The 26,526-nt window shown below is 71.4% G+C and carries 26 protein-coding genes, 3 tRNA genes and 1 pseudogene; 20 read left to right on the top strand and 10 right to left on the bottom strand.

The genetic code is table 11. From position 1 onward, the window contains the following. Nucleotides 1-2: 2 nt before the first annotated feature. Nucleotides 3-1,550 carry a histidine ammonia-lyase gene (hutH, locus tag ACQPZZ_RS25600; RefSeq protein WP_432922963.1) on the bottom strand — a complete coding sequence of 516 codons (1,548 nt, stop codon included), beginning with the start codon at nucleotides 1,548-1,550 and terminating at the stop codon, nucleotides 3-5. A gap of 62 nt (nucleotides 1,551-1,612) precedes the next feature. Continuing rightward, nucleotides 1,613-2,446 carry an ArsR/SmtB family transcription factor gene (locus tag ACQPZZ_RS25605; protein ID WP_432922966.1) on the bottom strand — a complete coding sequence of 278 codons (834 nt, stop codon included), beginning with the start codon at nucleotides 2,444-2,446 and terminating at the stop codon, nucleotides 1,613-1,615. 149 nt (nucleotides 2,447-2,595) lie between these two features. Here ACQPZZ_RS25605 and ACQPZZ_RS25610 point away from each other — a divergent pair. The 4 genes from ACQPZZ_RS25610 to ACQPZZ_RS25625 all read left to right on the top strand — a co-directional run bounded on the left by ACQPZZ_RS25610 (nucleotide 2,596) and on the right by ACQPZZ_RS25625 (nucleotide 3,772). Further along, nucleotides 2,596-2,667: transfer RNA gene (locus tag ACQPZZ_RS25610), tRNA-Gly, on the top strand. A gap of 28 nt (nucleotides 2,668-2,695) precedes the next feature. Continuing rightward, nucleotides 2,696-2,766, top strand: a tRNA-Cys gene (locus ACQPZZ_RS25615). Between the two features lie 14 nt (nucleotides 2,767-2,780). Then, a tRNA-Val gene (locus ACQPZZ_RS25620) sits at nucleotides 2,781-2,855 on the top strand. A gap of 626 nt (nucleotides 2,856-3,481) precedes the next feature. Further along, on the top strand, nucleotides 3,482-3,772 hold the full coding sequence (locus ACQPZZ_RS25625; RefSeq protein ID WP_432922969.1) for a hypothetical protein: 291 nt from the start codon (nucleotides 3,482-3,484) through the stop codon (nucleotides 3,770-3,772). A 5-nt stretch (nucleotides 3,773-3,777) separates the two neighbouring features. Here the strand turns inward: ACQPZZ_RS25625 and ACQPZZ_RS25630 are convergent, their stop codons facing one another. The 3 genes from ACQPZZ_RS25630 to ACQPZZ_RS25640 form a co-directional block, all read right to left on the bottom strand. After that, a complete protein-coding gene (locus ACQPZZ_RS25630; protein ID WP_363640128.1) occupies nucleotides 3,778-4,011 on the bottom strand; it encodes a hypothetical protein in 234 nt (77 codons plus the stop codon). 129 nt (nucleotides 4,012-4,140) lie between these two features. Continuing rightward, on the bottom strand, nucleotides 4,141-4,896 hold the full coding sequence (locus ACQPZZ_RS25635) for a nucleotidyltransferase domain-containing protein (RefSeq protein ID WP_432922973.1): 756 nt from the start codon (nucleotides 4,894-4,896) through the stop codon (nucleotides 4,141-4,143). A gap of 97 nt (nucleotides 4,897-4,993) precedes the next feature. Next, on the bottom strand, nucleotides 4,994-5,671 hold the full coding sequence (locus ACQPZZ_RS25640) for a nucleotidyltransferase domain-containing protein (protein ID WP_432922976.1): 678 nt from the start codon (nucleotides 5,669-5,671) through the stop codon (nucleotides 4,994-4,996). Between the two features lie 61 nt (nucleotides 5,672-5,732). Here ACQPZZ_RS25640 and ACQPZZ_RS25645 point away from each other — a divergent pair, with 61 nt between their 5' ends. Together ACQPZZ_RS25645 and add are read left to right on the top strand one after the other, a co-directional pair. Then, entirely contained in the window at nucleotides 5,733-7,259 is a 1,527-nt protein-coding gene (locus ACQPZZ_RS25645; protein WP_432922978.1) for an LLM class flavin-dependent oxidoreductase, read from the top strand. A 197-nt stretch (nucleotides 7,260-7,456) separates the two neighbouring features. After that, a complete protein-coding gene (gene add, locus ACQPZZ_RS25650) occupies nucleotides 7,457-8,464 on the top strand; it encodes an adenosine deaminase (RefSeq protein WP_432922981.1) in 1,008 nt (335 codons plus the stop codon). On the opposite strand, the gene ACQPZZ_RS25655 is transcribed toward add, so the two are convergent. Beyond that, nucleotides 8,451-9,665, bottom strand: coding sequence for a cytochrome P450 (locus ACQPZZ_RS25655; protein WP_432922984.1), 1,215 nt, complete (start codon nucleotides 9,663-9,665; stop codon nucleotides 8,451-8,453). The two genes, add and ACQPZZ_RS25655, sit on opposite strands and share 14 nt — an antisense overlap. A 250-nt stretch (nucleotides 9,666-9,915) precedes the next feature. Here ACQPZZ_RS25655 and ACQPZZ_RS25660 point away from each other — a divergent pair, with 250 nt between their 5' ends. After that, entirely contained in the window at nucleotides 9,916-11,142 is a 1,227-nt protein-coding gene (locus tag ACQPZZ_RS25660; protein WP_432922987.1) for a hypothetical protein, read from the top strand. A 215-nt stretch (nucleotides 11,143-11,357) separates the two neighbouring features. On the opposite strand, the gene ACQPZZ_RS25665 is transcribed toward ACQPZZ_RS25660, so the two are convergent. Continuing rightward, nucleotides 11,358-12,449 carry a hypothetical protein gene (locus ACQPZZ_RS25665; RefSeq protein ID WP_432922990.1) on the bottom strand — a complete coding sequence of 364 codons (1,092 nt, stop codon included), beginning with the start codon at nucleotides 12,447-12,449 and terminating at the stop codon, nucleotides 11,358-11,360. 213 nt (nucleotides 12,450-12,662) lie between these two features. On the opposite strand from ACQPZZ_RS25665, the gene ACQPZZ_RS25670 reads away from it, so the two are divergent. The 8 genes from ACQPZZ_RS25670 to ACQPZZ_RS25705 all read left to right on the top strand — a co-directional run bounded on the left by ACQPZZ_RS25670 (nucleotide 12,663) and on the right by ACQPZZ_RS25705 (nucleotide 17,932). Then, on the top strand, nucleotides 12,663-13,328 hold the full coding sequence (locus ACQPZZ_RS25670) for a response regulator transcription factor (RefSeq protein WP_432922993.1): 666 nt from the start codon (nucleotides 12,663-12,665) through the stop codon (nucleotides 13,326-13,328). Continuing rightward, a complete protein-coding gene (locus ACQPZZ_RS25675) occupies nucleotides 13,325-14,440 on the top strand; it encodes a sensor histidine kinase (RefSeq protein ID WP_432922996.1) in 1,116 nt (371 codons plus the stop codon). Before ACQPZZ_RS25670 ends, ACQPZZ_RS25675 begins: the two co-directional genes overlap by 4 nt. 77 nt (nucleotides 14,441-14,517) lie before the next feature. Then, complete coding sequence (locus tag ACQPZZ_RS25680; RefSeq protein WP_432934537.1) at nucleotides 14,518-14,703, top strand: dihydrofolate reductase family protein; 186 nt, start codon at nucleotides 14,518-14,520, stop codon at nucleotides 14,701-14,703. Nucleotides 14,704-14,831: 128 nt separating this feature from the next. Then, nucleotides 14,832-15,302 (top strand): ATP-binding protein, encoded by a 471-nt coding sequence (locus tag ACQPZZ_RS25685; protein WP_432922999.1) that lies wholly within the window; start codon nucleotides 14,832-14,834, stop codon nucleotides 15,300-15,302. An 83-nt stretch (nucleotides 15,303-15,385) separates the two neighbouring features. Next, complete coding sequence (locus tag ACQPZZ_RS25690) at nucleotides 15,386-15,745, top strand: hypothetical protein (protein ID WP_432923002.1); 360 nt, start codon at nucleotides 15,386-15,388, stop codon at nucleotides 15,743-15,745. Beyond that, complete coding sequence (locus tag ACQPZZ_RS25695; RefSeq protein ID WP_432923005.1) at nucleotides 15,742-16,188, top strand: MerR family transcriptional regulator; 447 nt, start codon at nucleotides 15,742-15,744, stop codon at nucleotides 16,186-16,188. The genes ACQPZZ_RS25690 and ACQPZZ_RS25695 overlap by 4 nt, the downstream gene beginning before the upstream one ends. Before the next feature lie 235 nt (nucleotides 16,189-16,423). After that, the gene (locus tag ACQPZZ_RS25700; protein ID WP_363640096.1) at nucleotides 16,424-16,756 is read left to right on the top strand and encodes a YnfA family protein; all 333 of its coding nucleotides are present in this window, start codon (nucleotides 16,424-16,426) and stop codon (nucleotides 16,754-16,756) included. 141 nt (nucleotides 16,757-16,897) lie between these two features. Next, a complete protein-coding gene (locus tag ACQPZZ_RS25705; protein ID WP_432923008.1) occupies nucleotides 16,898-17,932 on the top strand; it encodes a sulfotransferase family protein in 1,035 nt (344 codons plus the stop codon). 112 nt (nucleotides 17,933-18,044) lie between these two features. On the opposite strand, the gene ACQPZZ_RS25710 is transcribed toward ACQPZZ_RS25705, so the two are convergent. Beyond that, entirely contained in the window at nucleotides 18,045-18,920 is an 876-nt protein-coding gene (locus ACQPZZ_RS25710; protein WP_432923011.1) for a hypothetical protein, read from the bottom strand. Nucleotides 18,921-19,219: 299 nt separating this feature from the next. On the opposite strand from ACQPZZ_RS25710, the gene gndA reads away from it, so the two are divergent. Further along, on the top strand, nucleotides 19,220-20,644 hold the full coding sequence (gndA, locus tag ACQPZZ_RS25715; protein ID WP_432923013.1) for an NADP-dependent phosphogluconate dehydrogenase: 1,425 nt from the start codon (nucleotides 19,220-19,222) through the stop codon (nucleotides 20,642-20,644). A 66-nt stretch (nucleotides 20,645-20,710) separates the two neighbouring features. Here the strand turns inward: gndA and ACQPZZ_RS25720 are convergent, their stop codons facing one another. Continuing rightward, entirely contained in the window at nucleotides 20,711-22,309 is a 1,599-nt protein-coding gene (locus tag ACQPZZ_RS25720) for an MDR family MFS transporter (RefSeq protein WP_432923016.1), read from the bottom strand. A gap of 105 nt (nucleotides 22,310-22,414) precedes the next feature. On the opposite strand from ACQPZZ_RS25720, the gene ACQPZZ_RS25725 reads away from it, so the two are divergent. From ACQPZZ_RS25725 to ACQPZZ_RS25735, 3 genes are all read left to right on the top strand, one after another. Continuing rightward, nucleotides 22,415-22,975 (top strand): TetR/AcrR family transcriptional regulator, encoded by a 561-nt coding sequence (locus ACQPZZ_RS25725; protein WP_363640086.1) that lies wholly within the window; start codon nucleotides 22,415-22,417, stop codon nucleotides 22,973-22,975. Between the two features lie 28 nt (nucleotides 22,976-23,003). After that, the gene (locus tag ACQPZZ_RS25730) at nucleotides 23,004-23,405 is read left to right on the top strand and encodes a nitroreductase family deazaflavin-dependent oxidoreductase (protein ID WP_363640084.1); all 402 of its coding nucleotides are present in this window, start codon (nucleotides 23,004-23,006) and stop codon (nucleotides 23,403-23,405) included. Nucleotides 23,406-23,534: 129 nt separating this feature from the next. Continuing rightward, on the top strand, nucleotides 23,535-24,212 hold the full coding sequence (locus ACQPZZ_RS25735) for a rhomboid family intramembrane serine protease (RefSeq protein WP_432923020.1): 678 nt from the start codon (nucleotides 23,535-23,537) through the stop codon (nucleotides 24,210-24,212). A 43-nt stretch (nucleotides 24,213-24,255) separates the two neighbouring features. On the opposite strand, the pseudogene ACQPZZ_RS25740 reads toward ACQPZZ_RS25735, so the two are convergent. Next, nucleotides 24,256-25,164: pseudogene (locus ACQPZZ_RS25740) on the bottom strand (RNA-guided endonuclease InsQ/TnpB family protein); the annotation flags it as partial. Between the two features lie 200 nt (nucleotides 25,165-25,364). Between ACQPZZ_RS25740 and ACQPZZ_RS25745 the strand changes: the two are divergent. Then, complete coding sequence (locus tag ACQPZZ_RS25745) at nucleotides 25,365-26,525, top strand: glycosyltransferase (protein WP_432923023.1); 1,161 nt, start codon at nucleotides 25,365-25,367, stop codon at nucleotides 26,523-26,525. Nucleotide 26,526 lies beyond the last annotated feature (1 nt).

A 26,526-nucleotide genomic window follows, 5' to 3' on the forward strand; every position in this document is an offset into this window, starting at 1 on the left:
CCCTACGCCAGGGGACCGACCGCGGACTCGGCGGCGGTGACCACCGCGCCGCTCTCGACGAGCCGGACGACCGCCTCGATCTCCGGCGCGAGGAAGCGGTCGGCCCCCTGCCCCGCCACGGACTCACGCAGCGCCGCGACGACCGCGCCCGTCCCCGGCGCGGGCGCGTACGGCCTGCGCAGGTCGAGCGCCCGGGCGGCGGTCAGCAGTTCGATCGCGAGCACGCGGGTGAGCCCGTCGACGGCCCGCCGCAGCTTGCGGCCCGCCGACCAGCCCATCGAGACGTGGTCCTCCTGCATGGCGGAGCTCGGGATCGAGTCCACGCTCGCCGGCGCCGCGAGCCGCTTGAGCTCGGACACGATCGCCGCCTGGGTGTACTGCGCGATCATGTGCCCGGAGTCGACCCCCGGGTCGTCGGCCAGGAACGCCGGAAGGCCGTGGCTGCGGGCCACGTCGAGCATGCGGTCGGTGCGCCGTTCGGCGATCGAGGCGAGGTCGGCCGCCGCGATTGCCAGGAAGTCCAGGACGTACGCCACGGGAGCGCCGTGGAAGTTGCCGTTGGACTCCACCCGCCCGTCGGCGAGCACCACGGGGTTGTCGATCGCGCTGGCGATCTCGCGGGCGGCGACGGCGGAGGCGTGGGCGAGGGTGTCCCTGGCGGCGCCGGCGACCTGGGGGGCGCAGCGCAGGGAGTAGGCGTCCTGGACGCGGGTGCAGGAGCCGTCGCGGTGGGAGGCCATCACGCCGGAGCCCGCGAGCAGCGTCCGCATGTTCGCCGCCGCCAGGGCCTGGCCCGGGTGGGGCCGCAGCGCCTGCAGGTCGGCCGCGAACACGTAGTCGGTGCCGAGCAGCGCCTCCACGCTCATCGCGGCGCTGATGTCGGCGGTCGTGAGGAGCCGGGACAGGTCGTGCAGCGCGAGCACCAGCATGCCGAGCATGCCGTCGGTGCCGTTGATCAGGGCGAGCCCCTCCTTGGCTGCCAGCTCGACGGGCTCCACTCCGGCTTCCTTGAGCGCCTCGGCGGCGGGCCGCAGGCGTCCCTCCGCGTCCCGTACGACGCCCTCCCCCATGATCGTCAGAGCGACGTGGGCGAGCGGGGCGAGGTCTCCGGAACAGCCGAGGCTGCCGTACTCGTGGACGACCGGGGTGAGCCGGGCGTTCAGCAGGGACTCCAGCACCCGGGCGGTGGCCGGGCGCACGCCGGTGTGCCCGGTGGCGAGCGTGCGCAGGCGCAACAGCATCATGGCCCGGACGACCTCGGTCTCCACCTCGGGCCCGGAACCGGCCGCGTGCGAGCGGATGAGGCTGCGCTGGAGCCGGCCGCGCAGCGAGGGATCGATGTGCCGCGTGGCGAGGGCGCCGAACCCGGTGGAGACGCCGTAGGCCGGGGTGTCGGCCTCCGCGAGCTCCTCGACCCGCCCCCGTGAGGCCGCCATCTCGGCGATCGCGTCGTCCGTCAGGCCGGCCCGCGCGCCGTATCTCGCGACCCGGACCACGTCGTCGAAGGCGAGCGGCCCGGGACCGACGGCCACGACCTCGTTGTCGTGCATCGTCCCACTCCATCACGTCGTACCCGTTCGCGCGTGCGCGCGTAGCGGGTAACCAGCGTATATCAGCTTAGGTCCTTACACCCGAAAAGCCTCTCCAGCCCTTCCCGTCCCGCACCGGTGAGCCGCAGAGCCCTGGGCACCGTGCCACGCACCAGCCACTCCCTGGCCAGGAGCCGGTCCAGGACCGCGGCACCGAGCGCCCCGCCCAGGTGCGGCCGGCGCTCCAGCCAGTCCAGGCAGTCGGGGGCGAACCTGCGGCGGGCGCGGCGCACCCGCTCCACGTCCACGCCGAGCTCCGTCAGCGCCTCGGCCCCGCTCACGGTCAGCAGACAGCCGCCGTCGGCCTCGACCAGGCGCCCGTCGCGCACCAGCGCGTCGTACAGTTCGACCCCCACCCGGCCGGCGAGGTGGTCGTAGCAGCTGCGCGCCTCCCGCAGCAGACGGGCCTGCCGCGACTGCCGCAGGGACCGTACGGCGACGCGCCCGCTGATCCGGGCCAGCACCTCCAGAGTGCGGGCGACGTCGGGACCGGCGAGGCGGTAGTAGCGATGCCGCCCCTGTTTCACCACGGTGACCAGACCCCCGTCGAGGAGCCGGGCCAGATGGGAGCTCGCGGTGGGAGCGCTCACGCCCGCGATCCTGGCCAGCTCCCCCGCCGCCAGCGCCCTGCCGTCGAGCAGCGCGGTCAGCATGGCGGCGCGGGCGCCGTCCGCGATCAGGGCCGCGACCGGGGCGATGTCGGCGTCCCCCGCGATCTCGGCGTCTCCCGTGGCCCCGGTGCTCCCCGGGGTCTCGATGCTCCCGGCGATCTCGGCGCTTCCCGCGATCCCGGCCGTTCCGGGCTCCCGGGCGGCGCCGGGGATCGCGGCGTACATGCGGTCAGGCGTGACGGTCATACTCCGACGCTAACGCGGGGACGGTTCGACCGAGCTGGAAGCATCGGCCGGAGCTCGCGGTGTGAGCAGGGGGAACGCCGCTGATTTGGGGAGTCGGCGGGAGATTGGATAAAGTCTTCCCGTGAGCCCGGCCGGACAGAGCCGGGGACGCGGAAGTGGCTCAGTGGTAGAGCATCACCTTGCCAAGGTGAGGGTCGCGGGTTCGAATCCCGTCTTCCGCTCGGAGCTTGACACTGTGCGGCTTGACACGGTGGAGTGGCCGAGAGGCGAGGCAGCGGCCTGCAAAGCCGCGTACACGGGTTCAAATCCCGTCTCCACCTCTTGGTACGTCCAAGGGCGATTAGCTCAGCGGGAGAGCGCTTCCCTGACACGGAAGAGGTCACTGGTTCAATCCCAGTATCGCCCACCACCAAGCATCGGCATGAGAGGCCAGATCCCGGTGTCGGGACCTGGCCTCTCGTCGTATGCCGACGATATTTCCGGGGCGATAAGCGCGGACCTGGGCGCCGCCGATTTCCGGCGGTCCGGAAATCGATGCCCGGTCACATATTCCGAACTTATCCTCTTCTCTCCCTCGGCATAACCCGAGCGTTGGAGACGACGGTGCGAACGAGCGACATTCCCGTTTGCGGGGGGACGCGCGCATGACACGCGCCAGGATCGTCATCGCGGGCGCGGGCATCGGAGGGTTGACGACGGCGCTGAGCCTGCACGCCGTGGGCCTCACCGACGTCACGCTGCTGGAAGCGGCGACCACCATCGAACCGATCGGGGTGGGGCTGAACATCCTGCCCAACGCCGTGCGCGAGCTCGACGAGCCCGGTCTCGGCGGCCGGTTGCTCGACGTGGCCAAGGAGACGGGCAGCCTGTCGTTCTACAACCGGTTCGGCCAGCTCATTTGCTCGGTGACGCCGCGCACGCCATGTATCCCTTGGATCAACGGCGCCGACGCAGTCCATCGTCGACGCCACGGTCCTGTCGGCGGCGCTCGCCGGGCACGGCGATCTCGCGGCCGCGCTGGCCGCGTACGAGAGCGTGCGCAGGCCCCGGACGACGGCCCTGCAGGAGGCCGGCCGCCGGATGGGGCCGGAGGTCGTCATCGACATCGCCGACGAACGCGCCCCCGACGGCTTCGACTCGATCGACTCCGTCATCCCTCCGCACGAGCTCGCCCGGATCTCGGCGAGCTACGCACGGCTCGGCGGCTCCGACCCGGAGACGGTCGACACCCGGCCTCCGGGCCGGCCCGCCGAGCCCGCCTCGGCCGCGGCGCCCACCCCGGTTCCTCCGGGGCCGGCGCCGGACGCCGCGGCGGACGTGGGCTGAGAGGGTCAGTCGGCGCGGGCGGACAGCTCGTCGAAGAGCTCCAGCGCCGCCTGCCGTACGTCGTCGGGCGAGATGCCGTTCAGGGTGTCGCGTGCCTGAGCGGCGTCACGGGTCGTGGCGAAGGTGATCGCGACCGACTTGGCGGCCGCGTGGCGCAGCGATCCGGTGGGCGCGCTGTCGGCCACTTCCTGCGCGCTGGTGGCCAGGTCGAGGTTGTCTTTGCCGAACTGGGTGGTCAAAGCGTTCTCCTGGGATGATGGCGGCTTGGCCCATTATCCGCGACGGCTCCGCGATGTGGGGCGGCACCCCGCGAAGTTCGCGTGTCCCCCTTGCTGTCTCACCGGTCAGCGTCTCACGAATTCCACCGGTCAGGGTCTCACGAGGCGGGTCCGTACGACCAGGTCGTTCAGGGCCTCGTGGGCCGACGGGGCGTCCGGCAGCGCGGACGCGTCCCGGGCGTCCTCCAGGCGTGCGGTGAGCGCGTCGAGGTCGGCCGCGAGCCGCTCCCGCCCGGGTGCGCCACCGGGCAGCCCGCCGTGCTCGGCCGCCCGCTTGGCCTCCACCAGGCCGGGCAGGTACGACGGCCCGCCGTCGAGGAGCAGGGTGAGGTCGGCGACGAGCTCGCCCGTGCGCATGAGATGGATGCCCGTCAGCAGCACCCGGAACGCGTAGAGCAGCGGCTTCAGCTCCGCCGTACGGTCGAACAGCCGCCGCTGGGTGCGCGCGAAACCGAGATAGTGGTGGGCGTGGTGCCGGGTCAGGCAGCCCCGCGCGAGGGCGCGCATCTCCTGGTGCACCGGGGAGGTGGCCACGACCAGCGGCGACAGAAGCTGCTCCAGCACATAGCCGTTGCGGCCGAGCAGCAGCCGGCAGAACTTGGCGAGGTCGTGGGTCACGAGATCGACCTCCACGCCGTCGCGCGTCCACGATCGGGTCACGGTCTCCTCGCCGGTGCGCAGGCCGACGACATCCTCGGCCGGCAGCACGTGCACGCCGCGCAGGTCGACGTCGGAATCCACCGAAGGGAACCCGTACAGGTGCGCGCCGCTCACTGTGGCGAACGCCAGCGGGTGCCGCTCGCCCGCGGCGACCTCGGGCAGCCAGGACGGCAGGACGACGGTCACGGCGTTTCCCCTCCCATCGCGGTCACGACGCCTCCTCTTCCGCCGCGGTCGCGGCACCTTCCCTCCCGGTCGTACGGCGCCTTCCCCTCCGTCGCCGTCACAGGGCCCGCCTCCGCACGTCGATCAGGAACTCCTCGACGGCCGCCCGGTCCGGCCGCGCGGGCAGCGCGCCGCCGGCCCGGTCGTCCAGCTCGGCCAGCAGCCGTCCGCGCCACTCCAGCACGCCGGGCCAGGACGTCTCCCCCCGCCGTACGGCGAGCAGCCGGTCGCGGTGGGCGCGCACGTCGATCAGCGGCTCCCCGTGCCGGGCCAGGTGGACGGCGCTCAGCAGCAGCCGGATCATGTGCATCGCCATCTTCCACCGCCTGACGTCGCCGCCCGCCCGGGGCGGGTCCTCCGGCCCGAGACGGCGGAACTGCCGTGCGGCCGATCCCGCGAACGCCCGCTCGGCCTTCCCGGACAGGAACGCCCGGCGCATCGCCAGCAGCCGCTCGCCCACCGGTGTCGCCAGATCCACCAGCGGCGACCACAGGCACTCCAGCACGACCGGGTTGCCCTCCAGCGCGAGCACGCAGAACCGCTCTACCTCCCACGAGAACTGCTCGGGCAGCGGCCCCTCCACATGATCCGGCGGCTTGTCGAGCCGCCAGAACATTGGGGTGGGCGTCACGAACACGCCCCGCCTGTCGACGTCCGACTCCTCGGTCTCCAGCCCGTACGCGCGCGAGCCGATGACGACCGACAGCACGGTGCCGCCGGGGGACGTCAGGGTCATGTCGCCGGATCTTGTCACAAAGGTAGGCTCCCGGTCCGGGACGCGGAAAGGTAGCGAATTAATGGCCGACTTCGGACATGAGCTGTGGTTCGGGGCGTTTCTCACGCCCGACGCGGCGGGACACCACCGGATCGTCCGGCAGGCCGTGCTCGCCGACGAGATCGGGCTCGACATCATCGGCATCCAGGACCACCCGTACCTGCCGTCGTTCCTGGACACCTGGACGCTGCTGTCGGCGCTCGCGGGGCGCACCGAGCGGGTGCGGCTGTTCCCCGACGTGGTGAACCTGCCGCTGCGTCCGCCGGCGGTGCTCGCCAGGGCCGCCGCGTCCCTCGACATCCTGAGCGGGGGCCGGGTCGAGCTGGGCCTCGGATCCGGGGCGTTCTGGGACGGCATCGCGGCCATGGGCGGCCCGCGCCACAGCCCGGGCGAGGCCGTGGACGCGCTGGAGGAGGCCGTCGCGGTCCTGCGCGCGCTGTGGACGCCGGGCGAGGACGTACGGTTCGACGGCAGGCACTACCGGCTCGAGGGCGCGCGGCCGGGGCCGTTCCCTCCGCATCCGATCGGGCTGTGGCTCGGCGCCTACAAGCGGCGCATGCTGGAGCTGACCGGGCGGCTCGGCGACGGCTGGGTGCCCTCGTCCGGGTACGCCGCGCCGGGCGAGCTGGGCGCGATGAGCGAGATCCTGGACGCGGCGGCCGAGCGGGCCGGGCGCGATCCCGCCGGGATCCGCCGCGCCTACAACATCGAGGGCCGGTTCTCCGGCGTCGCCGGGGAGGGCTTCCTCGACGGTCCGCCGGTCGTATGGGCCGGGCAGCTCACCGAGCTCGCGCTCCGTCACGGCATGAGTGTGTTCGTGCTCGCCGTCGACGACGACAGGGACCTCAAGGTATTCGCCGAGGAGGTCGCCCCCGCCGTACGCGAGGCGGTGGCGCGGGAGCGCGGGCGGGCGACGCGGTCCGACGCCGGAAGGCCGGTCGAGATCGCGGGCGGGACACCGGCGGGGGCGGCGCCCGGCAAGGGGCCCGGCCCGGGACTCGGCACGGGACTCGACGATGCCACCCGGCCCCGGCTGCCCAAGCGGGACATCGCCGCGCTCACGCCGCAGCAGCAGGCGAACGGCCGGCGGCTCGTGCTCATCCACGATCACCTGCGCCGGGAGCTGACCCAGATCAGGGACGCCCTGGGGCAGGTCGCCGCGGGCCGCTCCGACGCCGCGGCGCTCCGCTCGATGATCAACCAGCTCACCATGCGGCAGAACTACTGGACCCTCGGCACGTTCTGCGCGTCGTACTGCCGTCTGCTGACCACCCACCACACCATCGAGGACGAGCACATGTTCCCGATGCTGACCGCGGCGCAGGAGTCGCTGGCGCCGGTCGTGGCCCGCCTGGAGCAGGAGCACGAGGTCATCGCCGGGGTGCTGACGGAGCTGGACGCCGCCCTCGTCGCCATGATCGAGGACCCGGACCGGCTCGACGGCGTACGCGACCAGGTGGACCTGCTGTCGGACGTGCTGCTCTCGCACCTGCGCTACGAGGAGGAGGAGCTCGTGGAGCCCATCGCCCGCCTCGACCTGGACATCTGAGCGGCGCGGGGCCGGACGATCGACCGCCGCGCCGGCCGAATCAACGACCACACACTGGGGCTCTGACCGGCGCGCCGGCCGTGCACAGGATGCCGGGCCGGCGCGGCCCCCCACCCCCGGCCTCGGCCCCGGCTCCGGCTCCGGCCCCCGCGAAATCGGCGTGCGGCGACCGGCCGGCGGTGTCTACCCTTACGGCCGTGCGCGATCTCGCCCTGCTGCCCAAGGCCCACCTGCACGTCCACCTGGAGAGCACGGTGCGGCCGGACACCCTGGCGGAGATCGCCACGGCCAACGGCAGGCCCGTGCCGGCACTGGCCGCGAACGTCCCCTTCGACGGCTTCCGCCAGTTCGCCGACCACAACGCGCTCGTGCGGGAGTGCCTGCTCAGGCCGGAGGACTTCCACCGCATCGCCGTGGAGTTCTGCGCGGACGAGGCGGCCCAGGGCACCCGGTGGGCGGAGGTCACCTTCACCGCGGCCGCGCACGGGGAGCGGCTCGGCGACCTCGAGATGCCGCTGGAGGCCGTGCTCGCCGGTCTCGCCGAGGGCGGGGCGGCGTACGGCGTCGAGTGCCGGGTGCTGCTCGACCATTCGCGGCGGCGCTCGGTCGAGCGCGCCCGGCGCACGGTGCAACTCGCCACGCGGTACGCCGGAGACGGCGTGATCGGCGTGGGCGTGGCCGGGGAGGAGTCCTACCCGCTGGCGCCGTTCGCCGAGGTGTTCGCCGCCGCGACGGACGCGGGGGTCCACGTCGTGCATCACGCGGGCGAGTGCGAGGGCCCGGACAGCGTCCGCGAGGCGATCACGGTGGGGCGCGCCGAACGCCTGGGCCACGGCATCCGCGTACTGGAGGACCCGGACCTGACGGCGGAGGTACGCGATCGGGGCATCGCGCTGGAGGTGTGCCCGTCGTCCAACGTCGCGCTCGGCATCGTGAACGGCATGGCCGCCCACCCGCTCCCCCGGCTGCGCGAGGCGGGGCTGATCGTCACGCTCAACACCGACATCCCGTCGAACATCGGGACCAGCCTGTCGGAGGAGTACGCGAGGGTCGCGGACGCCTTCGGCTACGACGACGCGGTGCTGGCCGGGCTCGCCCGAGCCTCCATCGACGCGTCGTTCGCCCCCGAGGAGACCAAGCACGCCCTGCGCCGCGAGGTGGACGCCTGGCTCGCCGCGCCTTGCCGAGAGCTCAGCCGGCCTTGACCAGGAGCCGCCGCGGCCGGTGGATCAGGCCGTCGTCGGTCCACCGCACGGCCGCGAGGTCCTCCTGCGGACGCAGTCCCGGCAGCCGCGCGACCAGGGCGCGGAACGCCTCCTGCAGCTCCATCCTGGCCAGGTTCGCCCCCAGGCAGTAGTGGGGGCCGTGCCCGAACGCCAGATGCGGGTTGGGCGCGGGCCCGGCGAACCTCCGGATGTCGAACCGCGACGGCTCGTCGAACGCCGAGGGATCGTTGTTGGCGGCCGAGGGGTTGGGCAGCACGACGGTCCCCGCCGGGATGGCGCCGCCGGGCAGCTCGATGTCCTCCGTCACCAGCCGGAGCAGGCCGTTTCCGCCCGGTCCCTCGTAGCGCAGGATCTCCTCCACCGCGGATTCCAGCAGCTCGGGCCGGGCCGTCAGCTCCGCGTACTGCCCGGGGTGACACAGCAGGCGGAACGCGCCCCGGATGATCATCGACGCGGTCGTCTCGTGCCCGGCCATGATCAGCGTGAGCACCATGTGGGTCAGCTCGTCCTCGCTCAGCGCGTCCTCCCCGTCGCGCGCCGCGACGAGCAGGTCGATGAGGTCGTCGCCCGGCCTGGTCCGGTGCTCCGCGACCAGGTCCCCGGCGTACGCCATGAACGCGGCGAACCCCTCCGCCCTGGCCTCGGCGCTCGCCTCGGACGAGGACAGGAACATCTCCGTCCAGCCGCGGAACTGCTCGAACCGGTCCATCGGCACGCCGAGCACCTCGCAGATCACCCGGGCGGGCAGCGGCAGCGCGAAGTCGGCGACCACGTCGAACTCCTCGCCGGCCGCGTCGAGCAGCTCCCCGGCGATGGCCGCCGCGCGAGGCCGCCAGCGCTCGATGTGCCGGGGGGTGAAGGTGCTCTGCACGATGCGGCGGTAGCGGGTGTGCTCGGGCGGGTCCTGGTTGATCAGCGCCGCCGGGTCGTCGTCCAGGCCCGTGCCGCTGACCATCCTGGGCAGTCCCGCCGCCCGCAGGGCGCGGCTGCTCGCCGGGGACGTGAGCACGGCCCGGACGTCCTCGTACCTGACGATCATCGGAGCACGGTCCCCGCTCGGCATGGTGACCGGCTCCATCGGGCCTTCCGCGTGCCTGCGGGCGAGATCGGGTGAGGGGGTGCCCGAGGGACCCGGCGGGAAGTCGGGCCAGGGCCATGTGGTGCCGGACTGCTCTGCCATCGTCGCCTCCCGGCGATGCCCGTCCTGAGGACGCGTCAGGTCCACGCTGCCTGGAACGTACGTAGCGGTCCCCGGCCGGTCAATGTCCCGCCGCGGCCACACATCCGTTGGGGCCTCCGGCGACGGAGTGTTCACGGGCAGGCGTGTTTCGCACACAGCACGACGCCCTTCTGGGATGATCTCGATGAAAAATCCGTCGGACGTCGAGAGACCGTGACTGATGCCCCCCATTGATCAATCAACCGCCTTCGTGTCGGCCCATCCGGTCGGAACAGTCATCATCAGCGTCATCGCCCTGGTCTTGCTGGTCCTGGCCTTCTTCGCCCTGCGCGCCCTGATCCGCCTGTTCCGCCGCTGGGCGGCGGGCCGGCCCACCGAGGACGTTCTCACCATCGTCGCCGCCAGCATCGCCACGGGCGTCTCCGCCCAGGGCATGTGGCGCTTCTCCGGCGACGTCCTCGGGTTCGACGGGCCGCTGCGGCTTCTGCTGTTCGCCTTCATCGAGGTCGCCGTCATCACCAGCGCCGTACGCGCGCGCCGCAACATGCGGGAGAACTACTCGGCCGGCATCGACGGCCTGGCCGTGTGGGTGCTGACGTCCCTGTCGGCCGTCCTGTCCAGCATGGACGCCCGCAGCGTCGCCGAGGCCGTCTTCCGTCTCGCCGCCCCGCTCGTGGCCGCCTGGCTGTGGGAGCGGGGCATGGCCATCGAACGGGTCCGCATCACCGGCAGGGGCCGCATCAACTGGCGGCTCACCCCCGAGCGGGTGCTGGTCCGGATCGGCCTGGCCGAGGCGAGCGACCGTACGGCGAGCGAGGTGGACGCCCACCGCAGGCTCACCAGGGTGGCGCTGGCCGCCAAGCGGGTCCGCGCGCTGCGCGAGGCCGGGGCGTCCGAGCGCAAGCTGCGCGTCGCGATGGCCAGGCTCGACAAGGCGATGGACCAGGCCGTGGAGTACACCGGCCTGGCCGTGGACGAGAAGCGGCAGGAGGCCCTGCTGTCCCAGATCGGCGCGCTCTACAACACCTCCGCGCTGATCGACCTCGCCCCGCCGGTGCCCTGGGCGCCCGAGCCCGAGCAGCCGCCCGCGGCTCCGGCGCTGCCCGCCCCGACCATCGCGGAGCTGATCGACGACGAGGAGGAGGACGTCGCGGCGGAACCCGCGCCCGTCGTCGACACCGCGCAGCGCGCGGCCCAGCTGCGCGCCGCACGGCAGTACTGGGACCAGCAGATCGCGCGCAAGTACGTCCCCAGGGCCGCCGACATCGCCCAGGAGGTGGGGATCCCGCTCCTCGCGGCGAAGGAGTGGCGGGCGCTGTGGAAGCTCGAACCCCAGGCGTACGCGCTGATCGAGGCGGCGTTCCGGGAGCACGGGATCGTCGACACCGGCACGTTCCCGGCCATCGAGGTGCCCGAGCGCGAGCGCGTGCTCGTCGTGAACGGCTCCACTTCGGGAGCGGCCGCGCACGACTCCTGACGGGGAGCCCGCCCGGCTTCACCTACGGAAACGGGGCGGCGGGACCGGACCGACCGGTTCCGCCGCCCTGTCGCTTCTCCGCGTCGTGGACCTGGGCGCGCATGGCCGGCGCGCCGGCGGCGGGCACCATGGTGCGGCCGGTGCCGACCAGGATCCGGTCACCGGTGACCTTGCCGGACGCGGCAGCACTCTGGGGTGAATCCGCGCCTCCGCTGTCAGTCACCGCGGCCGGCGGCGCAGCTCACCGGAGGTGGCGCGGGCACACTGATCGGCTGCTGCCGCCGGTACTCTTCCAGGTCGACGAGGTTCCCGTTGATCGCGTTGCGCCTCTGCAGTTCCGCCCAGTACACCGGGTCGAGGAAGATCGCGGGGTTCCACAGCGACTGCGTCAGGTCCTTCCGTTGCCCCAGGTACAGCACGGCGTCGGCCAGCTTTCCCAAGGGGACGCCGCACAGCCGCGGCGCGTCCATGAACTGTCCCGCGTCGGTGGATTCCAGCCAGCTGCCCGAGCACGGGATCACGGTGCGCCGTGGACAGGTCACCAGGCGGGGATGGCTACCGGCCACGATCACGTAGACGTGCCGGCCGGTCTGTTCCTCGATCAGCGGGACTCCGTGATCGGCGTTCTGTCCTGGCTCCGGCGAGTGCATCACGTGCCCGCTGCCGTAGCAGATCAGTGCCCGGCGTCCCTTGGCGAGCACTTCCCGTTCCACCACTGACGCCATGTGGGCGTCACGCTGGGCGAGAAAGACATCCACTTGGTCTTGGGTGGTGATGTGGGACCAGTCGATCGGCGGATCCCCGAGCAGCACCCGGATCCTTCGCTCCGCGGGCAGCGTCCAGTTGACGGCGCGGACGGTCCGGAAGAACTGTTCACGGATCGGCTGGTCGCCGGTGGCCACGGGCGACTGCGTGGTGTTCCGCCAGACCTGCCGCAACACGTGGTCGTCGACGGCCGCACCGGCGACGAACCGGTCAACGATCGGCTGGTACAACGCGTTGCCGAACTCGACGACGATGTCGTCGACGACCTGCGGCAACCGCGGATCCGCGAGCAGCATCTGCTGCGCGTCACCGTGTTCCTGCCGGCCGTGTGACTCACCGATCGCGACGAGCCGGTGACGCTCGAAGGCCGCGAGCACCGCCTGGGTGAGGTCCCGTGCGGCCGCGTCGGCCCTGCCCGTCGAGCCGGTCGTCAGCAGTCCGCCGCCGCTGCCCACCGAGCTGGCCGTCAGCAGTCCGCCGGCCGCCGTACCGGCACCGGTGACGGCGAGGAACCTACGCCGCGTCAACCGTGGATCTCTCACGTCTGATCCTTCCGAAGGGGATTCGCTCGTGTGACGGACACCGTGCTCACGGGTCGTGCCTCTCGTGGACGCCTCTCGGAGATGGTTGTACGGCACGGCCGGTGTCGCCCGGGTGTCAGCGGCTGACACTCGGCCGACACCGGATCCCTGGCATCGTGAGCGGTGCGGTCGCGCCTGCCGGACGCGGCACCGCCAACGAGAAGGAGGACGGTCGTGCGAGTTCTGGTCGTCGAAGACTTCGAGGTTCTGGCCAGGACGATCGGTACCGGCTTGCGCCGCGAGGGCATGGCGGTGGACGTCGTTCTCGACGGCGACGACGCTCTGGCCCACCTGGCCGGCACCCGATACGACGTGGTGGTGCTGGACCGTGACCTGCCCGGCACATCCGGCGACGACGTGTGCCGGCACATCGCCGCCGGCGGCGCCGGGTCGCGGGTGCTGATGCTCACCGCCGCAGGCACCGTGCGAGACAGAGTCGAGGGTCTGGGTTTGGGCGCCGACGACTACCTGCCCAAACCGTTCGACTTCGCCGAACTCGTGGCCCGCGTGCGCGCGCTGGGGCGCCGCTCGGCGCCCGCCGTGCCTCCGATCCTCCAGGCGGAGGATCTGACCCTGGACCCGAGCCGGCGGGTGGCCTTTCGCGGCGGACGGCGCTTGGAGCTCACCCCGAAGGAGTTCGCCCTGCTGGAATGCCTGCTCGCTGCAGGTGACCGGGTCATGTCCGCGGAGGAGTTGCTGGAACGGGTCTGGGACGAGGCCGCCGACCCGTTCACCACGACCGTCAAGACGACGGTGCGCCGGTTGCGGGCCAAACTCGGCGAACCGCCGGTGATCGAAACCATCCGTGAGGGCGGCTACCGGATCGGAGTCCCGCGATGAGTCCCGCCTCGGACCCGACGGTGACCGGCCGCGCCGACCGCGCCCGGCACCGCCTGCGCCGGCCGTCCCTGCGCGCGCAGCTCACGACACTGTACGCCGGCCTGGTTCTGGCCGTCGTCGTCCCGATGTTGCTGTTCGCCGGCTTCCTCTTCGGGAGGGACCGGATCCGCCTGCGGGCCGGGGACACCGCCCCTCCTCCCGACACGGCCCTCCAGCGGGCCGATGCCGCGCTCGTGATCACTGCGATCATCGTCGTGGTCCTCACCGTGCTGATCGCGTGGTGGCTGGCCGGGCGCTTCCTCCGCCCGCTGCGGGCCATGACCGTGACCGCCCAGGAGATTTCGGCCACCAACCTCAACCGCCGGCTCGGCCTGCGCGGCCCGGACGACGAGCTGACCAAGCTGGGACGCACCCTCGACGACCTGTTCGAGCGGCTGGACTCCTCGTTCGCGGCGCAGCGCAACTTCGTGGCCAACGCCTCACACGAGCTGCGCACCCCGCTGGCCGGTCAGCGCGCCGTACTCCAGGTCGCACTCGCCGACCCCGACGCGAGCGAGGCCAGCCTGCGAGCCGCGTGCGAGGAGGCACTCGGTCTCGGAGAACGGCAGGAACGTCTGATCGACGCCCTGCTCACACTGGCGGAAGGACAGAAGGGCCTCGATCACCGGGAAGTGTTCGACCTGGCTGACGTAACCAAGAAGGTGATGCTGTCGCGCCGTGGGGAGGCCACCCGGCGAGCCATCACGGTTCGGGCATCGCTGGACCCGGCACCGATCAGCGGTGACCCCGACCTGATCACCAGCATGATCGGCAACCTGGTCGACAACGCGCTGCACCACAACGGTCCCGGCGGACACGTTACCATCGCCACCGAACTCACGAACGGTCGCGCCCGCCTGTCGGTCGGCAACACCGGCCCGACCATACGATCGCAGGACCTACGACGGCTTTTCCAGCCGTTCCAGCGACTCGGTACCCAGCGAACCCACACCGCCGACGGCCACGGACTGGGCCTGGTCATCGTGCAGGCCGTCGCCGAAGCACACGGCGCGCAGTTGACGGCCCACCCGCGCCCCGGGGGCGGCCTGGACGTGGCGATACTGTTCGGCTGATTCCACCCGGCCTACGCCTCGAAGCGGAAGCTGGCGGCGACATCGGCGTTCACGGCAGCATCGCACTGGCCCGCTCGCTGCTGCGGGCCGGGCTCGTCGACGAACTGCGGCTGGTCGTCGCACCGTCGGTGGTCGGCCACGGCAGGCGGGTGTTCGAGGGCGACGACGTCCAGTCGTGGAAGCTGCTCGGAAATCGGACGGGGAAAGAACGGCACGTTGTTCCTGGACTACAGCCGCTGAGACAGCGGTCGCCGCCCGGATGATGAGGGTGGCGAAGTCGCTTTCCCGGCATAGCGGGGCAAGCACACTCCTACTTTCCCGTGACATCGCGAGCGCCCGGGCGTGCGTCCTCTCCTTCGGCGGCCACGTCGCCCACGCGATGGGAGGGCTCATGGAGATTTCGGGGGACGGCGCGGGAAACCGCGTGGCCCGGCTCGCTGGTGGACGGGACCAGGTGGGACGGGCACGCAGGCTCGTGTCGGCCGCGCTCGGCCGCGGCCACCCCCGGCACGACGACTGCGTGCTGCTGACCAGCGAGATCGCGACGAATGCGGTCGTCCACTCCCGTTCCGGGGACGGCGGCACCTTCACCGTCACCGTCTCGTGCCTGCCCGACCGCGTGCGCGTGTGCGTGGAGGACGACGGCTCGGCCGGACCGCCGTGCGCGGGTCATCCGCTTCCGGACGGATCGAGCCAGGGCGGTCGCGGCCTGCCGCTGCTGGACATGCTGGCCGACCGGTGGGGGCTGGTCCGCGAGGGCGGCCGCAACGAGGTGTGGTTCGAGATCTGGTCCGACGGCGGCCGGCGCTCCGCAGCGCTCGCCCGCCGCCCGGCCGCGTGGGCCGCCCTCCGCGGACTCTGAGCGCCGGAAGCGGTGGCGTCGCGCCGAAAAGGCCGGTCGCGGTGCTTGCATCCGGTACCGAGGTACAGGCTTACGGTCGAGGCATGACTCACGACATCTCCCTCGACCGGGAATGGGCGCCCTCCGCGTACACCCTGCCCACCGCCGAGCGGCCGCTGCGGGTGGCCGAGTTCGACGCCTTGTTCGCCGAGGCGGTGCGGGGCCTGTCCCGGCCGGAACGCACGCGTCTGCGCCTTGAGCTCGTTCCCGGCCCGGACAATGCCGCCCGCGCCGCCGGGCTGACGGCACGGGAAACCGGCTGCTGCTCGTTCTTCTCCTTCACTCTCAGCATCGCCCGCGGCGGTGTGGCGCTGGAGGTGGCGGTGCCGCCGGAGCGGACCGAGGTGCTGGACGCGCTCCAGGCCCGGGCGGACGCGGCGGTGGCGGCGGGACGGCCGGCTTGAGACAGGACGTCGAGGGGCCGTACCTGCGCAGCGGGCAGGTGGCCGAGCGGGCCGGGGTCAACCTCCAGACCCTGCGCTACTACGAGCGGCGCGGACTGATCGCCGAGCCCGCGCGCAGCCCCGGCGGGCACCGCGCCTACCCGCCCGAGACCGTCACCCTGCTGACGGTGATCAAAGCAGCCCAGCGGCTGGGCTTCACCCTCCAGGAGGTGGCCGAGCTGATCGACACCGGCCGGCGCGGCCACCCCACCCCCGACCTGCGCGCCCGCGCCCAGGCCAAGATCGCCGAGGTGGACGAGAAGCTCGCCGATCTGACCACCATCCGCCGGGCGCTGACCCAGGTCGTCACCGCCGGCTGCGACAGCCTGACCCACTGCACCTGCCCCGGCTGCCCGTTGCCGTTCACCGGTCTGGCCGAAGGCCGCGCCCCCGAGGAGAGCTGACCACGACGGCGCCGGGCTGCTCACCGGTGCCGGCGCCGCGCTGGCCGGGCGGACCCTGACGGCCGCCGCGGGGCTGCTGGTCGCCGCCGCCGCGGGCATATGGTGGCTGCACCGCCGCCGCGCCTCGCGTGCGATCTCGGGAGCGGCCGCGGATGCTGAACGACCGCCGGGCCGGCACACCCCCGGCGGCGACCCGCGCAGCCCTTCTCCTCCGGAATCCGCTGTACTACCGGACATGACCGTCATCCGTTCACTGCTGTTGTTCGCCCTGGCCGCGCTCGCCGAGATCGGCGGGGCCTGGCTGATCTGGCAGGGCGTACGCGAGCAGCGCGGCCTGCTGTGGGCCGGCGCCGGCGTCATCGCACTGGGCCTGTACGGCTTCGTCGCCACGCTGCAGCCGGATGCGAACTTCGGGCGCATCCTGGCCGCCTACGGCGGTGTCTTCGTGGCCGGTTCCCTGGCCTGGGGCATGGTCGTGGACGGATTCCGGCCCGATCGCTGGGACGTCATCGGCGCGCTGGTCTGCCTGGCGGGCGTGCTGGTGATCATGTACGCGCCACGCGGCTGATCGCGGGTGGGTCAGGGCCAGCCGATCACCCGGATACGGCATCGACGGGCCTTCCGGTGGTACTACACCGACGTCGGGTGATTTTTCAGGCAAGGAAGGGGCAAAACCAACTTAATAAATCGGGAAAGTAGGAGGACTCCCATGGCCCTGCCCGACTTCCTGGTCATCGGGGTGCCGAAGGCCGGCACCACGGCCCTGCACGCGGCGCTCGCCCGCCATCCCCGGCTGTTCATGTCCCGCGTCAAAGAGCCGAAGTTCTTCCTGACCGACGGCCCGCCCCCCGCGAAGGGCGGGCCGGGAGACGCGGAGACCTACCGCGAGCACGTGTGGCGGCCCGCCGACTACGAGGCGCTGTTCGCGGACGCGCCGCCGGGGACGCTGCGCGGTGAGTCCACCCCCTTCTACCTGTACGATCGCGCGGCCCAGCGGCGGATCCGGGAGGCGATTCCGGACGCGAGGCTCATCGTCTCGCTGCGTGACCCCGTCGAGCGCGCGCACTCGAACTGGACCCACCTGTGGTCGGCCGGCCTGGAGCCGATCGGCGACGTCATCGAGGCGTGCGCGGCCGAGAAGCGGCGGATCGCCGACGGCTGGTCGCCGTTCTGGCACTACGTCGGCCTCGGCCGCTACGGCGAGCAGCTGTCGCACCTGTTCACGCTGTTCCCCCGCGAGCAGGTGCTGATCTTCCGCTACCGGGACCTGGTCGACCGCCCCGCCGCCACTCTCGACCGCATCTGCGCCTTCCTCGGGGTGGAGCAGGGCCTCGTCGGCGAGGTGCCCAGGGAGAACGTCACGGCCCATCCCCGGCACAGCCGCACGCACCGGATCCTGGCCCGCCTCGCCCGGCTCGGCGATCCGGTGCTGGGACAGCGGCTCACCGCCCCGGTGGAGCGGATGCTGCAGCGCGACGGGCAGCCCCGCAGGCCTCTCACCTGGGAGCAGCGCCAGGAGCTGCTGGCCTACTTCGCCGCCGACATCGCGCTGCTGCGCGACCTGCTCGGCCGCGACTCCTTCGGCGAGGACTTCGGCGACTGGCTGCGCCCCCGGGATCGTTCGGGCGGCCTGGTGGGAGCCCGGCCGTCCGGCCAGCGGCAGGCCCGCAACGGCAGGCTCAGGAGCGCCGCCGAGCTGGCCGCCCCGCCCCCGGACGCGGACGGCCCGCCCGCCGGGGTGTGATCCCGCCGGAGTCCGAGCCCCCACCCAGGCCCCCACCCGGGCCCCGTTCAAGCCCTCACGGGCCCCCGCCCGGCCCGCTCTCCCCGCGGCGCCGCCGGAGCCGTCCCTCTCGTCAGCGCAGCTCGGTGCGCAGCTCGTGGGCCCCGTCCGCGCGGGTCAGCTCGTAGTACAGGCGGTGGCCGCCGGGCACCGGCACGATCGACAGATAGCGCAGCCCTCCCCCGCCGTGCTCCGACTGCGCGACGGGGGCGGTTCCGGTGGCGGTGAGCGTGGACGGGCCGGGGCCGATGGCCACGCCCGTGCGCTCCTCGTAGTTCTCCTCCGCCGACGCGCGGCCGTCGTAATAGGCGATGACGGTCCCGCCGCTGAACGTGACCGCGCTCACCCGCACGCCGCGCGAGTCCCACTCGCCCGGCCGCCGGTCGAGCGCGGTCCCCTGCCAGACCCACTCGACGCCGTCGGCGCTGGTTGCGTATTCGGTCACCATCTGGTCGGCCTCGGCGGGGTCCTCCAGGGGATGGCAGGACGCCCACAGGTGCCACATGCCGCCGTGATGGAGGATCACCGGATCCTTCACCCCGGTCTTGAGGTCGCCGGGCAGCACCACCCGCGCGTCGGCGGGGTCGAACTCGGCCGGTCCGGCGGCCTCGATCATCTCGACCCGCCAGTGCTTGGTGCCGTAGGTGGCGCAGCTCAGGTAGAGGCGCCACCCGCCCTCCGGCGTCGCCACGAGCGTCGGGCGTTCCAGCGACTCGGTCTTCATCTCCTCCTTGATGATCGTGAGGATCCGTTCGAACCGCTCGCCGTCGGCCGAGCGGGCGATCTCCACGGCGTACCCGCGCCCCTCGTCGAGCGGGCGGCGCAGCCGGTAGGCCAGGTAGATCCATCCGTCCCGGCTCACGGCGGTGGGCGCGCCCGCCCAGAATCCGGGCCCGTCTCCGGGCGGAGGGACCGCGACGACTGACCGTTCCGGCTTCGGTGCGAACACGTCTCTTCTCCGTAGGTGCGCGACGACGGTGGACGGGGCCGGCTGGATGCCGTCCCTTCTTGGCTGTAGTGAATTACCAGCGGCCCGGCGGGAGGCCAAGCGTCCTCGCCACCGGACGGCCATCTCTATACAAAACCCGCTAGCTTTGCGGGTTTTGTCAGGATAGGGCAGACGCGCCCCTGCTCGCGCGCGTCGCCGGCACACTCGTCCGGCCGCGGCCACGGCCACTGATCAGCGCCGGGTCGCGCACACCCACCCCGCGACCGGACACCCGTCCCCGGAAGCGGTATGACTTAGGCATGAACAAGGCAGACATCGGAGTGACGGGCCTTGCGGTCATGGGCCGCAACCTCGCCCGGAACTTCGCCCACCACGGTCACGTGGTCGCGGTGCACAACCGCTCGGAAAGCCGTACCACCCGCTTCATGGAGGACCACCGGGACGAGGGCGCCTTCGTCCCGGCGAGCACGATCGAGGAGTTCGTCGCCTCTCTCGAACGGCCCCGCAAGGCGATCATCATGGTCAAGGCCGGCGCGCCCACGGACGCGGTGATCGAGGAGCTCGCCGCCGTCATGGAGCCGGGCGACATGATCATCGACGGCGGCAACGCCCTCTACACCGACACCCGCCGCAGGGAGGCCGCGCTGCGCGAGCGGGGCATCCACTTCGTCGGCACCGGCATCTCGGGCGGCGAGGAGGGCGCGCTCAACGGCCCGAGCATCATGCCCGGCGGCGCCCCCGAGGCGTACGAGACGCTCGGCCCCCTGCTCGAGGACATCGCGGCGAAGGTGGACGGCGTGCCGTGCTGCGTGCACGTCGGCCCCGACGGCGCCGGCCACTTCGTGAAGATGGTGCACAACGGCATCGAGTACGCCGACATGCAGCTCATCGCGGAGTCGTACGACCTGCTCCGGCAGGCCCTCGGGCTGAGCCCCAAGGAGCTCGCGGACGTCTTCAAGGAGTGGAACCGCGGCGACCTGGAGTCGTACCTCATCGAGATCACCGCCGAGGTGCTCGGTCACGTCGACGCCGCCACCGGCAAGCCCTTCGTGGACGTGGTGGTGGACCAGGCCGAGCAGAAGGGCACCGGCCGCTGGACCGTGCAGAGCGCCCTCGACCTCGGCGTCCCGGTCACCGGCATCGCCGAGGCCGTGTTCGCCCGGGCGCTGTCGGGCCACCCGGAGCAGCGGGTCGCCGCCCGCTCGCTCGCCGGCCCCTCCGGCGGCAAGGCGGGCGACTCCGGCCTCGTCGAGGACGTGCGGCGCGCGCTGTACGCCTCCAAGATCGTCGCGTACGCCCAGGGGTTCGACCAGATGGCCGCGGCGAGCGCGGAGTACGGCTGGAACCTGAACCTGGGCGCGGCGGCGACGATCTGGCGCGGCGGCTGCATCATCAGGGCGCGCTTCCTCGACCGGATCAGGGCCGCCTACGACGCGGACCCGAACCTGCCGACGCTGCTGGTCGACCCCACCTTCGCGCAGGCGCTGGAGGACGCACAGGAGTCGTGGCGGCGGGTCGTGGCGACGGCGGCGACGATCGGGGTGCCCACGCCGGGCTTCTCCTCGGCGCTCGCCTACTACGACGGGCTGCGCCGTGACCGGCTGCCGGCGGCGCTGCTGCAGGGGCTGCGCGACTTCTTCGGCGCGCACACCTACCGCAGGGTCGACCGGGAGGGCTCCTTCCACACCGACTGGTCCGGGGACCGGGCCGAGCGGCCCGCCTGACCACGCCGGAAACGCGGTACGGCGCACGCCCGCGCGGGGCGTGCGCCGTACCGGCGCCGCATCAGGTCACTCGAAGGCGGCGGCCGCCATCGGCTCCGCCTTCTCGCCGCCGGCGGCGCCGGGAGCGCCGCTGCGCAGCGGGACGTGCTTGATGAAGGCGGCGATCACCGGAACCAACGCGGCGAACACGACCGACCACAGGAAGACCGTCCCGATCGTGTTGGCGAGCGCGTCCAGGAACCCCGCCTTGACCGGCGGCGGAAGCTGCTCGAGCACCCTCCGGTCGATCTGGCCGCCGCCGGAGGCCGCCAAGGAGGCCGCCTTCGGGCCGAGCTTGGCCGCGATCTCGTCGGCGAGGCGGTTGTTGAAGATCGCCCCGAACAGCGAGATGCCGAACGAGCCGCCGATGGAGCGGAAGAACGTCGAGGCGCTGCTGGCCACGCCGATGTCCTTCTGCTCGACGCTGTTCTGCGCGATCAGCATGGTCGTCTGCATCAGGAAGCCCATGCCGAGGCCGAGGACGGCGATGTAGACGCCGGTCCGCCAGGCGGGGGTGTGCACGTCCTGCGTCGACAGCAGCCACATGCCGATGGCCATGACCACGCCGCCGATCACCGGGAAGCTCTTATACTTCCCCGTCTTGGTGATCGCCCTGCCGACGAACAGCGACACGACCATGGACGAGGCCATCATCGGGAGCAGGAGCAGACCGGAGTTGGTGGCCGTGGAGCCCTGGACGATCTGCTGGAACATCGGCAGGAAGGTGATCGCGCCGAACATCGCGAAGCCGAGCAGGAAACCGAGCACGTTGATCAGCGTGAAGTTGCGGCTGGCGAACACGTGCAGCGGCAGGATCGGCTCCGCCGCGCGCCGCTCGATCGGGATGAACACGGCCAGCGCGACGACCGCCAGTGCGGCCAGCCCGAGGATCTGCCACGAGCCCCACGGGTATCCGTGCTTCTGGCCGCCCCACGAGGTGATCAGCACGATGGCGGTGATGGCCACGGTGAGGACGGCGGCGCCGAGCCAGTCGATGCGGTGCTCGGTGCGGTGCCTGGGCAGGTGCAGCTTGAGGATCAGCCAGATCAGCGCCACGCCGCCGAGCGGGAGGTTCACGTAGAACGCCCAGCGCCAGTCGAGGTTGTCGGTGATGAAACCGCCGACCAGAGGCCCCGCGATCATGGCGAGCGACATGATCGCCGCCATGATGCCCTGGTACTGACCGCGCTCACGCGGCGGGACCAGGTCCCCGATGATCGCCATGACGCCGACGATGAGCCCGCCGGCGCCGAGGCCCTGCAGCGCGCGGAAGGCGATCAGCTCGATCATGCCGTCGCCGGCGCCGCCGAACAGCGACGAGCCCGCCATGCCACAGAGCGCGGAACCGACCAGGAAGATGACGATCGAGCTCAGGAAGACGTTCTTACGGCCGTAGAGGTCGCCGATCTTGCCCCAGATCGGCGTCGAGACCGTGGTACCCAGCACGTACGCCGTGGTGACCCAGGTGAAGTAGTCCAGCCCCTTGAGCTCCCCGACGATCCTCGGCATCGCGGTGCCGACGATCATGTTGTCGAGCATCGCCAGCATCATGGCGAGCATCAGGCCGGGTAAGACGACCATCACTTCCCGGGACCGGCCGGGAGGGGCCGCGGTCTCCGTGGTCATTGGTGCCCCCTTTGAAGGATTTTACTTACTTGCCGACAGGCTAGTGCGTAGGGCACGGTATTGTCCTTACTTGCCGGCCGTCAAGTTAATTAGGAACAGCAGGGAATGGGTGCTCAAACCGACACGCGCAGCCGCATCCAGGAGGTCGCGATCAGGCTCTTCACCGAGCAGGGGTACGAGGCGACGTCGCTCCGGGAGATAGCCGAGGCCCTCGGCGTGACCAAGGCGGCACTTTACTACCACTTCCGCACCAAGGAGGACATCGTCGCCAGCTTGATCGAGGACCGCGTCACGGCGCTGGACGAGCTGATCGCGTGGGCGGACGGGCGCCCCCGCACCCCGGAGAACCGCGGGGAACTGATCCGCCGTTACTCCGCCCAGATGAGCAAGGGACGCCACCACGAGGTCATGCAGTTCATGGACCGCAACAAGACGGCGCTGCAGGGCCATGCCAAGGTCGACCTGATGCGCGAGCGCATGGCCGAGCTGATGCAGACGCTGTGCGAGCCGGACGACCCGCTGCCGGTCAGGCTCAGGCGCTCGATGGCGTTGTTCGCGATGCACGCGGCCTGGTTCTTCATCCGCGACGAGTCGGCCACCGAGGAGGAGCGGATCGCGGCGGGACTACGGGTCGCCCTGGAATTGGCCGACGCCTCGGACGGTTGATCCCCCTCTGAGGGGAAGGTGATCGACCATGCTTTTCGGACAGGAACACGTCAAGCGCTATATCGAGACCGACGGCGAGGAAGGCCACGACTGGGAGGGCACCACCGTGGCCATCCTGACGACCAAGGGCCGCAAGTCGGGACAGCCCCGCAGCACCCCGCTGATCTACCAGCCGTACGGCGACGCCTACCTGGTGGTCGCCTCCAAGGGCGGAGCCGACGAGCACCCGCTGTGGTACCTCAACCTCCAGGCCGACCCCGAGGTGGAGTTCCAGATAAAGGGGGACAGGTTCACGGCGCGCGCCCGTACGGCGACGCCCGAGGAGCGACCGGACATGTGGCGGACGATGGCCGCCACATGGCCCGCCTACGACGAGTACACCACCAAGACCGACCGGGAGATCCCGATCGTCGTCATCGAACGCGCGTAGGCGCACGGGGGCGCGCGCTGACGGATTTCCCGGCGCGGAAGTGCCGGGCTCCCGGCGCCGCCGCCCAGTGACTCGTGCGGCCGTCGGCGGTATCTTCTCCGCGTAATCCTCAGTGACGGGGGAGGTTCCTTGAGCGACGGCCGCACCGCCGAAATCATGCTCGCCGAGGCCCGGAAGGCCTTCTGGGTCATGGTCGGCTTCCTGGCGCTGATATGGGTCGTGCAGGTGGCCAACTGGGCCTCGGCCTACTCGCTCAGCTACAGCTACGGAATCAGGCCATGGGACGTCGGGCGGCTGCCGGGGATCGTCTCCGCGCCGCTCCTCCACTGGAGCTGGGCGCACATCGAGGGCAATTCCGGACCGCTGTTCATCTTCGGGTTCCTCGCGGCCTACCGGGGCGTGCGGCGCTTCCTCGGCGTGACCGGGCTGATCGCCGTCGCCAGCGGGCTCGGTTCGTGGTTCACCGCCGACTCCTCCACCGTCGGTGCGGGCGCGAGCGGGCTGGTGTTCGGCTACTTCGGGTACGTGCTCGTACGTGGAGCCTTCGACCGGCACCTGATCGACATCGTCATCGGCCTGGTCATGGGCCTGTGCTTCGCCTACCAGTTCGCCGGGCTGCTGCCGGCCGAGGGCATCGGCTGGCAGGCCCACGTCTTCGGTTTCGCGGGCGGCATCCTCGGCGGCTACCTGTTCCGCGACCGCCGCGCCGCCGTCTCCGGGAAGGACAGCGGCACGAAGGCCGGGGGAAGCGCCCCGGCCGACTCCCGATCCGCCCTCCTCAAGGAGATCGAAGACCTCGGGCTTTGACGCGCTCCCCGGCCTGAAGGCCGGGGATTCAGCCCGTGCCGCATCATGCGGCACCTCTGATGCTTCCTGCTTCCTCGCGCTGTGCCAGGCCGAGGCCTGGTCTTACCCGCGCTCCACAGGCGTTGAGCCTGTCCGCCCGTCCGGCGGCGAGGATGTTCTTCGCCGCGTTGACGTCCCGGTCGTGGACCGCCCCGCAGGGGCAGGTCCACTCCCGGACGTTCAGCGGCATGGACTGCTGGACGGTCCCGCACTGTGAGCACCGCTTGGAGGAGGGAAACCACCGGTCGATCCGGTGGAAGAACCGCCCGTACAGCACGGCCTTGTACTCCAGCATGGTCACGAACTGCGACCAGCCCGCGTCATGCACGCTCTTGGCCAACCGGGTGCGCGCCGGCCCCGCCACGGGACTATCCGGGTGGACAGCTGGTGGTGGAACTGTCGGCGCGCGTCGGCGACCTTCGCGTGCCGGCGGGCCACCGCCAGGCGGGCCTTGGCCCGGTTGTTCGATCCCTTGGCTTTGCGGGACAGCGCCCGCTGGAGCCGCTTGAGCTTCTTTTCCGCCCGGCGCAGGAAACGCGGGGAGTCGATCTTCCGGCCGTCCGACAGGACGGCGAAGGCCGACAGCCCCAGGTCGATCCCCGTCTCGGGCTCGACCGGCGGCAGGGGCCGCTCGGCGACCTCGACCACGAACGAGGCGAAGTACCGCCCGGCGGCGTCCTTGATCACCGTCACCGACGGATGGTTCGGCGGGCAGGCACCTGGACCAGCGAACCGGCACATCGCCGATCTTCGGCAGGCGCAGCCTCCCGCCCGTGGTGATGCAGAACCGGGCGTTGCGGGTGAAGCGGATCGCCTGCCGAGTGTCCTTGCGGGACCGGAACCGGGGCGGGGCGACCTTCGGTCCCTTCCGCTTCCCGCCGATCGAGGCGAAGAAGTTCCGGTAGGCGGTGTTCGGCCTGAAGGCCGGAGCACTGCGGACGAATCCGGTAGCGACGCCACCGATACGCCGCGAGCCGTGCGCCTGACGCTACATCGAATGGAAGGGGCGGCAACTCGCGCCATCCATCAACCATTTCCTGAAAATCGACAGGCCGAAATATCGCGCGACGATACGGGCACTAGTCACCAAACCCCCGCGTAGGGTGGTGAGCCGTGACATTCGCCGCCTTCTATCTGCTCTCAGTGGGGCTCTATGCGTCGGTTGGGGCAGTGCACGTACTGCTACGGCGACGCTTGAAACGGCAACACCAGACGCGCGGGTCGTCGCCACAGGAATGGCCTGCCGTAGACGTCGTCGTTCCCGTATTCAACGAAGCGCCGGATGAGCTCGACGGATGCCTGGCATCAGTCGCCGCGGCCCGGTACAGCGGCCCGCTCACCGTATACGTCGTCGACGACGGATCAGCCGATTCACCCGAACGCACGGCGATATACAAAAGGTACGCAGCCCTGCCCTTCTGGAACATTCTCCGGCACAGTTCCAACCAGGGGAAACGCCATGCTCAGCACACCGCGTTCGCGAACGGCCGGGGCTCCCTCGTCCTGTGTGTGGATTCCGACACGAGAATCGCACCGGACTCTGTGGAAGCCCTGGCGCGGCATCTCCAGGACACGCGGGTAGGAGCCGTGACAGGCGCGATCCACATACGGCCCGACGGCCCGATCCAGCGACTCTGCGGCGTCGAACTCGACGCCATCGCCGCCGTGGACCGGTTGGCGCAGTCGACGTACGGCGCGGTGCTGTGCTGCGCCGGCGCGTTCGTCATGTACCGCCGCTCCGCCCTGCAGTCGGTGTGGGCGGCCTACCTTCGGCAACGTTTCCTGGGCCTGCCGGTCCGCCAGGGCGAGGACCTGCACCTCACCAACCTGCTGCTTGAGGCCGGACTGCGGACACGTTTCGCCCCTGACGGGCACGCGTGGACCGTGGCTCCCGACCGGCTGAGCGGCTACGCCCGGCAGCAATTGAGATGGAGCCGCACCCATTGGCGCGAGTTGCGTTGGTTGGTACCGCAGTTGGGCCACCTACCGCCGTTCCTGTCCCTGGACACCGCGGTTTGGTCCGCGCCTGCGCTTCTGTACGCGGCCCTGCCGCTGCTGTGGGCCACGACCTCGGCGCCCATCATGGGGGCGGCGGCCGCCGTCCTGGCGATCGCCGAACTGCTCCTGACGATCGCCCGCACGAACGGACATTTCCTCTGGCCGCAGTACGCCTGCCTCCGCGTGCTGGTGCAGATTCCCGTTCAACTATGGGCATTGATCACCGTACCCAGTCAGGCATGGCTCACCCGAGAGGAGGTTCCGGGAATACGATGAA

The sequence above is a fragment of the Microbispora sp. CA-135349 genome (assembly GCF_050947365.1).
Taxonomy (GTDB): Bacteria; Actinomycetota; Actinomycetes; order Streptosporangiales; family Streptosporangiaceae; genus Microbispora.

Bases quoted from the DNA above. Each gene is read 5' to 3' on its own strand.
- ACQPZZ_RS25675 (WP_432922996.1), top strand. From the start codon at position 13,325: ATGAGTCCCGCCTCGGACCCGACGGTGACCGGCCGCGCCGACCGCGCC.
- ACQPZZ_RS25725 (WP_363640086.1), top strand. From the start codon at position 22,415: ATGGGTGCTCAAACCGACACGCGCAGCCGCATCCAGGAGGTCGCGATC.
- hutH (WP_432922963.1), bottom strand. From the start codon at position 1,550: ATGCACGACAACGAGGTCGTGGCCGTCGGTCCCGGGCCGCTCGCCTTC.
- ACQPZZ_RS25655 (WP_432922984.1), bottom strand. From the start codon at position 9,665: ATGGCAGAGCAGTCCGGCACCACATGGCCCTGGCCCGACTTCCCGCCG.
- ACQPZZ_RS25705 (WP_432923008.1), top strand. From the start codon at position 16,898: ATGGCCCTGCCCGACTTCCTGGTCATCGGGGTGCCGAAGGCCGGCACC.
- ACQPZZ_RS25730 (WP_363640084.1), top strand. From the start codon at position 23,004: ATGCTTTTCGGACAGGAACACGTCAAGCGCTATATCGAGACCGACGGC.
- ACQPZZ_RS25720 (WP_432923016.1), bottom strand. From the start codon at position 22,309: ATGACCACGGAGACCGCGGCCCCTCCCGGCCGGTCCCGGGAAGTGATG.
- ACQPZZ_RS25645 (WP_432922978.1), top strand. From the start codon at position 5,733: ATGGCCGACTTCGGACATGAGCTGTGGTTCGGGGCGTTTCTCACGCCC.
- ACQPZZ_RS25605 (WP_432922966.1), bottom strand. From the start codon at position 2,446: ATGACCGTCACGCCTGACCGCATGTACGCCGCGATCCCCGGCGCCGCC.
- ACQPZZ_RS25685 (WP_432922999.1), top strand. From the start codon at position 14,832: ATGGAGATTTCGGGGGACGGCGCGGGAAACCGCGTGGCCCGGCTCGCT.
- ACQPZZ_RS25640 (WP_432922976.1), bottom strand. From the start codon at position 5,671: ATGACCCTGACGTCCCCCGGCGGCACCGTGCTGTCGGTCGTCATCGGC.
- gndA (WP_432923013.1), top strand. From the start codon at position 19,220: ATGAACAAGGCAGACATCGGAGTGACGGGCCTTGCGGTCATGGGCCGC.
- ACQPZZ_RS25700 (WP_363640096.1), top strand. From the start codon at position 16,424: ATGACCGTCATCCGTTCACTGCTGTTGTTCGCCCTGGCCGCGCTCGCC.
- ACQPZZ_RS25690 (WP_432923002.1), top strand. From the start codon at position 15,386: ATGACTCACGACATCTCCCTCGACCGGGAATGGGCGCCCTCCGCGTAC.